Source organism: Holospora curviuscula, assembly GCF_002930195.1.
Lineage (GTDB): Bacteria > Pseudomonadota > Alphaproteobacteria > Holosporales > Holosporaceae > Holospora > Holospora curviuscula.
The window spans coordinates 22,767-31,941 of sequence record NZ_PHHC01000078.1 but is presented as its reverse complement, the minus strand read 5'-3'; the positions used below and the strand labels follow the sequence as shown (position 1 = coordinate 31,941).

General features: G+C 38.0%; 6 protein-coding genes and 3 pseudogenes. All 9 read left to right on the top strand.

The window, feature by feature from the left end:
- A pseudogene (locus tag HCUR_RS01925) lies at positions 1-289 on the top strand (IS5/IS1182 family transposase); the annotation flags it as partial.
- Positions 290-493: 204 nt separating this feature from the next.
- Complete coding sequence (rpmF, locus tag HCUR_RS01920; RefSeq protein ID WP_104206503.1) at positions 494-709, top strand: 50S ribosomal protein L32; 216 nt, start codon at positions 494-496, stop codon at positions 707-709.
- Position 710: 1 nt separating this feature from the next.
- On the top strand, positions 711-1,724 hold the full coding sequence (plsX, locus tag HCUR_RS01915; RefSeq protein WP_104206502.1) for a phosphate acyltransferase PlsX: 1,014 nt from the start codon (positions 711-713) through the stop codon (positions 1,722-1,724).
- A gap of 490 nt (positions 1,725-2,214) precedes the next feature.
- The gene (locus HCUR_RS08265) at positions 2,215-2,457 is read left to right on the top strand and encodes a hypothetical protein (protein ID WP_165780642.1); all 243 of its coding nucleotides are present in this window, start codon (positions 2,215-2,217) and stop codon (positions 2,455-2,457) included.
- Positions 2,458-2,537: 80 nt separating this feature from the next.
- Positions 2,538-3,277: pseudogene (locus tag HCUR_RS01910) on the top strand (IS5 family transposase).
- Between the two features lie 616 nt (positions 3,278-3,893).
- A pseudogene (locus HCUR_RS10080) lies at positions 3,894-3,995 on the top strand (hypothetical protein); the annotation flags it as partial.
- A gap of 1,288 nt (positions 3,996-5,283) precedes the next feature.
- Positions 5,284-6,591 carry an MFS transporter gene (locus HCUR_RS01905; RefSeq protein ID WP_104206501.1) on the top strand — a complete coding sequence of 436 codons (1,308 nt, stop codon included), beginning with the start codon at positions 5,284-5,286 and terminating at the stop codon, positions 6,589-6,591.
- A 50-nt stretch (positions 6,592-6,641) separates the two neighbouring features.
- Complete coding sequence (locus HCUR_RS01900) at positions 6,642-7,802, top strand: aspartate kinase (protein ID WP_104206500.1); 1,161 nt, start codon at positions 6,642-6,644, stop codon at positions 7,800-7,802.
- A complete protein-coding gene (locus tag HCUR_RS01895; protein ID WP_104206499.1) occupies positions 7,802-8,917 on the top strand; it encodes an NAD(P)H-dependent flavin oxidoreductase in 1,116 nt (371 codons plus the stop codon). The genes HCUR_RS01900 and HCUR_RS01895 overlap by 1 nt, the downstream gene beginning before the upstream one ends.
- The last annotated feature ends 258 nt before the right edge of the window (positions 8,918-9,175 follow it).

The window sequence follows — 9,175 nt, the reverse complement described above, 5'->3', positions numbered from 1 at the left end:
TTTTTCAAAGGGCAAACGTCATGATTTCAGGGGTTTTAAAGAATCAAAAACTCATATTCATCCTAAAATTAAGGGTATTACGGATACAGGATATCAAGGCTTGAAAACACTCCATAGTAGAACTGACATTCCAAAAAAGAAGGGTAAGAAAAATCCTCTAAATGAAAATGGTATTGGGATACTCAAACGCTTCAAGATCCTCTCTGATACATACAGAAACAGGCGTAACAGATTTGGGCTGAGATTCACGCTCATTGCAGGGGTCTATACCATGGAATTAGAACAATGAGAGTTTCCGAAGAGGTCTAGTGAAAAAAATATTAAGTTTAGAGACTCAAAACAAGATTCTTTCTAGCAGCTGTATATAATACTAGTTAAATTTATTCGTTGAACCGAAACGATTAACAAAATACTTTTCTTTATAATTCGTCGCTTGTAATTTTTATTTTTTTTTTGTAGAATCATCTCACATAATATAAGCGAGGAGTGGATTATGGCAGTTCCAAAAAAAAAAACCAGTTACTCAAGACAAAGAATGCGAAGATCTCACGATCACATCAAAATCCATCCTGTAGGAACATGTAAGCAGTGTAGTGAAAGTTGCTTCCCTCATCACATGTGTCTAAAGTGTGGATACTATAATGGAAGAAAGGTAATAATAACCAAAGCAGAACGTCGTAGTTTGAAGCGTAATACAAAAGAAAGTTAGTATGATTCGTCTTTCTGTAGATCTTATGGGAGCAGACGCAGGTGTAGCAGAGCTCTTAAAAGGTCTTTATCTATTTCATAAAAGACGTTTAGAGTGTACTTTTTTACTCTTTGGTACAAGAGCTGCATTATCTTCAGAATTAAAGCGGTATCCTTTGCCTAAGCATCTGTTCGAGGTAGTTTACGCCCAAGATTATGTAAATTCGGACGCAGAAGTTTTTAGAACTCTGAAGTCTGGAATAGACACTACGATGGCGCGAGCTTTACACAGTGTTGTTTCAGGGCAAGCTCAGGGCGTTATTTCTGCGGGAAATACAGGAGTTTACTTAGCACTTTCAAGATTCATTCTCAAGACCTTAGAAGGAGTTTTCCGACCTGCCATAATTTCTCAAATTCCTACCTGTAGGGGAGAAAGTGTTATGTTAGATTTAGGAGGAAACTTAGATAATTCGAGTAAGGTGCTTGTTCAGTACGCGCTGATGGGAAAAATATTTTGTCAAAAAGTTTTAGGCGTTGAATCTCCCTCTATTGGATTATTAAACGTGGGTACTGAGCTTCAAAAGGGAACAGATGCTTTAAAGGAAGCTTACGACATGTTGAAACATCAAAAAGGATTAAATTTTTATGGTTACGTGGAAGGAAACGACATTTCTAAGGGAACCGTAGATGTCGTTGTGACAGACGGATTTACTGGAAATGTAGCGCTTAAAACCGGGGAAGGTACCATGCGTATGATGTCTTTTATGTTAAATCGTGTATTTCGTAGTTCTTTTTCAGCGCGATGTGCAGGATGGATTGCCAAACCCTTCCTTCAGGATCTTAAAGCTTATTTTGATCCTCGTGTTTACAATGGAGCATTATGGTTGGGAGTTAGAGGAGTTGCTGTAAAAAGTCACGGAGGTACAGATTCTATTGGTTTTTCTCATGCATTAGAAACAGCCTACGATATGGTGCGTATAAATATCGTACAGGAGATTCAAAATACGCTTTTACAACAAATCTCGACTTCAGAGTAAAGATCTGAGTTTTTTATCAGGTAATTTTTTTTAAAATTGTTTCCCTTCTTGACGTTTAGCGTAATTTTTTTATTTAAGAGATTTTAGACATTCGTAGATGGTATCGACGTTTAGAGCGAAATTAGATTATAATTGAGGCGTTTTAACACGTTTTGGCAAGATTTTATAGGGTTTAACAAAATATCAATAGATCAAATAAAGCTTTTCTGGTAAAGAATAGGAAAGAGAGTAGAGGCTATGATAATAAAAATTTATAAAGGTAGTACTGTGGATGGTCACAACAGGTTTGTCCTGGAGAGCTTTACCCAAAAAATGTAACAATAGTACAGAAAAAATTCTTGAGATACGCTGAAGCTCAGTGTTCGCTCAGAATATTTAATGGTCTTGCGTTAGAGGTTAATAATGATTGACTCTACAATCATAGGAATAAAAACAATATAAAACTTGGCATACAAGATAAAAGGATGAATGTTAAAAAAATGAGAAAAGCATGGGAAAATCTCAAAAGTTGGTTCCTAGGGGGGTATGGTACACAAACGTTGCAAGACGTTCAAAAACTTTTTTGAGAGTATTGAGTATGACACCGAAACAGTCACACCAAATACAGTCAGGAAGCCTATCCTTTGTGGAAAAGCAGATTTTGGACGGCTATAATAGGCCTGGATGTAACTTCAGATTAATTCTTGAAGCGATGAGGTTAACGTTGCTGCTTTATAACCCAAGCTCTAGATAGTGTCGTCACGAGAGTAAATCTATGCTAGCATGAGACATAGAATGAATTAATGAAAAGTAGGCGCTCACCGACGCCATGATATGCCAGATCGCATATGGAGTCTTTTAGAGCCGCGATTGCCTGGGCGAAAAGGTTCCTGGGGAGGTATCGCCCATGATAATAGGCTTTTTAAACGCCGCCTTTTGGATATTGCGCACTGTCGCACCCTGGAGAAATTTGCCTCCTGACTTATGGCAACTGGAAAAACACGCATCGGCGCTTTTGCAGATGGTGGGACAAAGGCGTTTGGCAAGGGGTGTTAGAATCGCTTGTGATGGAGCCTGATTTTGAGTGGCTCATAGATTTGATGCAAGCCCTATCAAAGTACCCCCTCATGCAGCAGGAGTGCGTGGTGGAAACCAAGCCATGGGACGAACAAAAGAGGACTCAATTCCAAAATACATATAGCCGTGGATGCGACTGGTATGCCAGTCCCAATCCTTGTTACAGAAGGTAGCACAGCTGATTGTACAACAGGCTGAGGCTTTTATTGAGGGCATAAACGCCCAAGGTCTTTTAGCCGAAAAAGGCTATGATGCAGATGCTGTATTAGACATGGCAAACAGTCAAACCATTCAAGCGGTGATTCCTGCAAAAAAGAAGCGAAAAGAACAGCGCTTCTATGACAAAGACTTGTACAAGATCAGACATCGTGTTGAAAATGCCTTCTTGCATCTTAAGCGATGGAGAGGCATCGCCACGCGATATGCCAAAAACAGCTCCTCCTTTCTTGCAGCCGCCCCAAATACGCTGTCTTGCCCTTTGGCTCAATATCTCGTAACGACACTATTTAGGGCATAATTTTATGTCAGTATTGTCTTTAGCATTGATGAGCTTCAGGTCTAAAACAATCCCTTTATTCTTGAGGCAAAAAAATAACATACACTTCAGAAGTATACCTGTTGCCGGCTAAAATTTTTATACGTTTATAACACCACTGGTATCCGTGCATAATTTTACTCTTTACAAAGAAGTAAAGCTATTTTCCCAGGGATTGGAGGACAGTAGGTATCAAGCATTACAACATATATCTCAAACCATCAAGCTTCCCTTTAAGAAAAGAAATGTAACAGAGCACTTTCGGCAATGCGCGTAAACGTTGAACATGATTTTTCTCAGCTTAAAATTTTTAACTTTACAGAAATGAAAAAAAAAGAATGTTAAGTTCAAAATTATTTCTAGCATCATTAATCTAAAAAACTGATTTTGCTCCGTCTAAAAAATGTTATAATGAGAACCACACTATCCTATCCCATAATACATACAAATTTCTTTTTTTAGGCTTACGCAAAAAGTCTATTGGTATATGTCTGGAGATATCCAAGTGTAACTACAGAAGTTTATAGAAAAAAAACTTCGTTGTATCAAATTAAAAATAGCATTTATACAATCTAGAGTTAAGAGCAAAAGCAATGGCGTTTTTAGAGAGTGAAAATAACACAACCAACACAGTGACAGTGTTTAAATTAAATCGAAAAGAGTTACTATGTTGGGTGTAAAAATGAAGAAACAAGTAAGCCATTAGAAGCAAAGTACCAATTCACAAAAGATAATTTTTAGATGATAGATAATGATCCAAACACGCTTTCGCAAGAAATAAGCGGAGTCTTAATTTAGATGCACGTGGAGCAAATGATTGACTTAAAAAGTTTAATTATACCCATAAAAAAAGCCTTTATTTATGTCGAAGCAAAGCACGAACGTCGAAAAGAATATTAAAAAGTGATTCTAAGTGTATTAGTAAAAATCTTGTATATGGTGAGTGAAGAAAGTGGTATTGTGAACGGATTTTATATAATGACGGAATTATTTAATAATGCGTAGAGCATTTCTTGATAAAGGAACGAAATACCAGGTAATGTGTTATTATGGATAATACATCATTTCATAAATGTACAAAAAAATTAATAGAATTTTTTGGGGTTTAAGATAATTTTTATCTCTTTACTCACCCGATTTTAATCCTTTAGGAGAAATTCTGGGATAATATGAAGCCATAGATTAAGCAGAAAATTGAAGCATATTTATTATTTTTTATTATTTTATGACCTTATTTTAACATTCTTTAAAAGCTTTTAGTCTAATTCTTTTTACTATAAAAGAGTTTATTATGTAGATCAAAGATTATTTTTGGGGGGCGGTGTGTATTATTACTCAATTTCTTCATAAAAATTAAAATTGTAAAACACGTCTACAATTGCTATTATTCTCTTGAATACTTTTAATTTTTCATAGATTCGATAAGACCGATACTAGGAAGTTTCTTTGTAGTGTTTTACTCCATCACGCTTTCTCCATACAGTTGGTGTGGGAAGCAGAAGTCAAAAAATATACGATTTGGAAAAAGGGATACTAAAATGTAGTGTGAGCCGTGGATACCATTATTACGGATGCTAGGGTACTCCAGCCGTTGGTAGGCTTAACAATAAGTGAAAAAAACAAAAATAGCAGAAACACTATATTGATAAAAACGATATGATCGTGATGAAGTCGTTAGATGACCTGAAAATGAATGCATACCGTCATAGAAGCTACTAAAGCGCTCGAATACCCCTGGGACGATGACAGGGTATCGCCTGCCATTAAAAAAAGAACGATAAATCTTTTCTAGAAAAGTAATTGAAATTAAAATGTATCGCTTATGTGGAGTCCTCTCTCGTGACTATAGCATCTTGGAAATTCTTACCTTGAGTTTGAAAATAATACATACTGATTGAGCAGTCATTGATTTTTTTTCATATTTATTTTAGAATTTTTGTAAGTTTTTGTAAGAAGTAGAGTATATTTTTGTCAACGTCTTTTTTTTCTGACATTCGTAAGACAGACAAACACTTTTGGAAGGTACTTATCTCTTCCATGATTGGTAATGCGTTGGAATGGTATGATTTTATGCTATACGGATATTGTGCCGCCATTATTGGAATGTTATTTTTTCCTGCGCATGATGCGTTCTCTTCTATGCTTGCGACCTATAGTGTTTTTTTTATTGGATTTATTATGCGGCCCTTGGGCGGTGTATTATTTGGTTACTTAGGAGATCATATTGGGAGAAAACGAGCGTTAATGTGGTCAATTTATTGCATGGCTATTCCTACTGCATTAATTGGGCTGCTTCCAACTTATGCTCATATTGGATGGGCTGCCCCCGTAATTTTAACTATTCTCAGACTTTTGCAGGGACTTTCAATGGGGGGAGAATTCACTGGGTCCATTGTATTTGTTGTGGAGCATGCGGATTCTCGATATAGAGGATTTTGGGGAAGTTGGACTACTTTTAGTGCTGCAGTCGGTGTATTACTGGGATCTTCAGTGTGCGTAGCTGTTGGTGCACTATTAAGTCCGTCAGAAGTATTGCGTTGGGGGTGGCGTATTCCGTTTGTTTTAAGCATTACAGGGAGCATAGTGGGAGCTTTTGTGCGAAATCGCCTTCAAGAGACTCAAGCTTTTGAACACAATTATAGACCTAAGTTTTCATGGTCTCACTTATTTAATTGTTACGGTACTGCACTTCTTCAATTAATATGCCTAGATGTTGTGGTTGCTATTGGATTTTTCACTATTTGTCTTTTCATCGTAAATTATCTTCAAAATTTTGTTGGCATGAGTTATTACCACGCCACCAGTATTAACAGTATTTCTACTTTGGGATTTGCATTAAGTATTCCTCTTTCTGGATATTGTTCAGACCTATGGGGAAGGAAACCGATGTTACGTTTTGCATCTTTATTATTGATGTTAGTAGCAATTCCTGCTTTTTTTGTATTTTCTATGGGAAATTTATACCAAATATTTATTGTACAACTTATATTAAATATTATATTTGGGATGTATTTTGCGGTAATTCCTGCCACCATCGTAGAACTCTTTCCACCGCACGTACGATGTCTAGGCGTATCTCTAGCGCACAATGTAACCATGATGGTATTCGGTGGAACCGCTCCTACGCTGGCGGTTTTCTTGATTAAAAGTACTCTAGTGATAGGGGGAAGATCTTTAGCGTTGGCAACACCGGGAGTATACTTAGCTTTAGGAGCACTTATTTCTTTTTGTGCTACTTTTTGGATTAAAGAGAGCCATCAGAAATCTATTAGTTAAGGTTTTTCTGCTAGAATAGCCTCACTGAATAGCTAAAAGGTGAAAGTTATATGGGCGAGATAGAGAACAATACCGTAGTTGTTAAGAAATTTGGTGGCACTTCCTTAAACGACATAGGGTGCTTAAAACATGCAGCCCAACTTGTGCAGGAAGCTCAATTGCGCGGAGAACAACCCTTAGTCGTAGTTTCCGCCATGGGCGGTGTAACCAATCAATTGGTTCAATGGGCTGAAAACTGTTGCGTCTTGAATATGGATGCCACAAAAAGTGAACTGGATACAGTAATTACTTCAGGAGAACAAGTTACGTCAGGGTTAATGGCTTTAGCACTACAAGATTTGGGATGCAGAGCGGCGTCTTTTTTAGGGTGGCAGTTACCTATCTTAACAGATGAAGTGTATAGAAACGCAGAAATTGTATCCATTAATACGCTTCCCCTGCAAAACTATATGGCTACTGGAGGAATACCCGTGGTGGCAGGATTTCAAGGAATTACTAAGTTAGGTCGTATCAGTAGCTTAGGAAGGGGGGGGTCAGATACTACAGCGGTAGCACTGAGCGCACTTTTAAAGGCAAGATTATGTCAAATCTTTACCGACGTGGATGGGGTATATAACGCAGATCCCGCTTGCATTCAAGATGCTCAAAAATTTGATCGTATCTCTTATGAAGATATGACTACGTTTAGTCGCCATGGTGCTAAGATATTGCACGATAAAGCGTTACAGTGGGCTAGACGTTACAAAGTTCCTATTCAGGTATTGTCTACTTTTGCTCCAGAAAATCCAGGAACCTACGTGTGTGAGTTCGTGTCTGGAAATGCAAAAGGCATTGCTCATAAAGGCGTCCTATGCTGGAAAGTTCCTGGTCTTTCCAGAATAAAAGCAGAGCAATTACTGCAGGTTTTGCAGAATCAGCTTATTTCTGTATGGGGATGGCAGAGAAATGGATCGATGACAACATTTTTTACTGAAATGTCTGCTAAAAATAATGTACAACAATACGTATTACCAACAGTTTCTATTTTACCCCATACCATGTTTACGATGATTGGTGTATCCTTTGATGATGTACCGAAACAAAATCAGCAAGATTTACGACGTATGGGGGTAGAATATATATTTCGTTCTGTGAACAGTATTAGTTATGTGGTCCAAGAACAGGCAACGATGAAAATTTTAAGTGTATTACACAAAATGGTACAAACATAATGAACACATTAGATTTTTTGAAAAATAAGATTAGCACGATACAAGGACAAGATATTGACCGTGCGCTGTCTTTTATAGAGGCACGGTGGATAAGGGGAAAGGAATTTTTGGGAAGTCCTACAGGGATTTTGTGCGGAGCTATGACCTGGGTATCCCATCATGAGTTGGTACTGGGCGTCTGTCAAGCTGGAGGATTTGGGATTTTAGCCAGCGGCTCTATGGCCCCTAAAGAACTTGCCCTCCATATCGAACATCTGATCAGTGCGCGTTGTGGACCCTTTGGAGTGAACCTTATTGTGTTTCATCCAAATTTTCAAGATCTCATTGACGTGTGTGGACAATACAAAGTAAGTCACATATTTTTAGGGGGGGGGCTTCCTTCTAATGCAATGTTTAAATCATTAAATTCCTACAATATTAAGCCTGTAGCATTTGCGCCTTCTGCTGCATTAGCTCAACGGTTAATTCGTAGTGGTGCGCAAGCGTTGGTGATTGAAGGCAATGAAGCGGGAGGACACGTCGGGCCAGTGACAACTCAAGTTTTGGCTCAAGAAATTCTTCCTGTATTAGGTAAGGAAGTCCCTGTGTTTGTAGCAGGAGGAATTGGAAATGGACGCGGTATTTTATCGTATCTTCTCATGGGTGCTTCCGGATGCCAATTGGGTTCACGTTTTGTGTGTACTCATGAATCTCAAGCTCACGATGCCTTTAAAGAAGCGTTTATTCGTGCTCAAGCTAGGGATGCTGTTCTATCCTATGGAATTGATGAAGGGCTTCCTGTTATTCCAGTGCGTGCTCTTGCCAATAAAGCGACAAAGCAATTTGTTTCTCTTCAACGATCCGTTTTGGCTGATATTGAAAAAGGAACATTATCTTTAGAAGCTGGAAAAATGAAAGTAGAACACTTTTGGTCAGGAGCACTCTATCGTGCTGTTGTAGAAGGAGATGTAGAACATGGATCCGTGATGGCAGGACAAAGCGTAGGTATGATCAAATCTAGAGAATCTTGTGAAGAGGTCATTCAGACATTGCTAAAAGAGATGGTAGAGGGGGTCACAGATCTTCAGTTGGGTACGCCCGAAAACTTCATAAAAGAAAAAGTAGCGTTTCTATAGTAAGTTAAATTTAGGTTTGAGCATTAAAAAAATGAAACAAGGCCTCGTACACTGTATCGCATTAAGTAATTTTACCCTTGATCTATCATTTAATATTAGCCAAAAATTATTCTATTGCGTCAATCAAGAGAATAGGGGGGGCCTACCTTGTATCCAATGCTTTCGATGCATTCTTTCGTATTTTGGTGATGTATGGGATGATGAGGAATCCCTAATAACCCCTTGGGGGATTTTTAGTCTTTATAATTAGACTCTGCT

Coding starts and splice junctions, on each gene's coding strand:
- rpmF (WP_104206503.1), top strand. CDS start 494: ATGGCAGTTCCAAAAAAAAAAACCAGTTACTCAAGACAAAGAATGCGA.
- HCUR_RS01900 (WP_104206500.1), top strand. CDS start 6,642: ATGGGCGAGATAGAGAACAATACCGTAGTTGTTAAGAAATTTGGTGGC.
- HCUR_RS08265 (WP_165780642.1), top strand. CDS start 2,215: ATGGGAAAATCTCAAAAGTTGGTTCCTAGGGGGGTATGGTACACAAAC.
- HCUR_RS01895 (WP_104206499.1), top strand. CDS start 7,802: ATGAACACATTAGATTTTTTGAAAAATAAGATTAGCACGATACAAGGA.
- plsX (WP_104206502.1), top strand. CDS start 711: ATGATTCGTCTTTCTGTAGATCTTATGGGAGCAGACGCAGGTGTAGCA.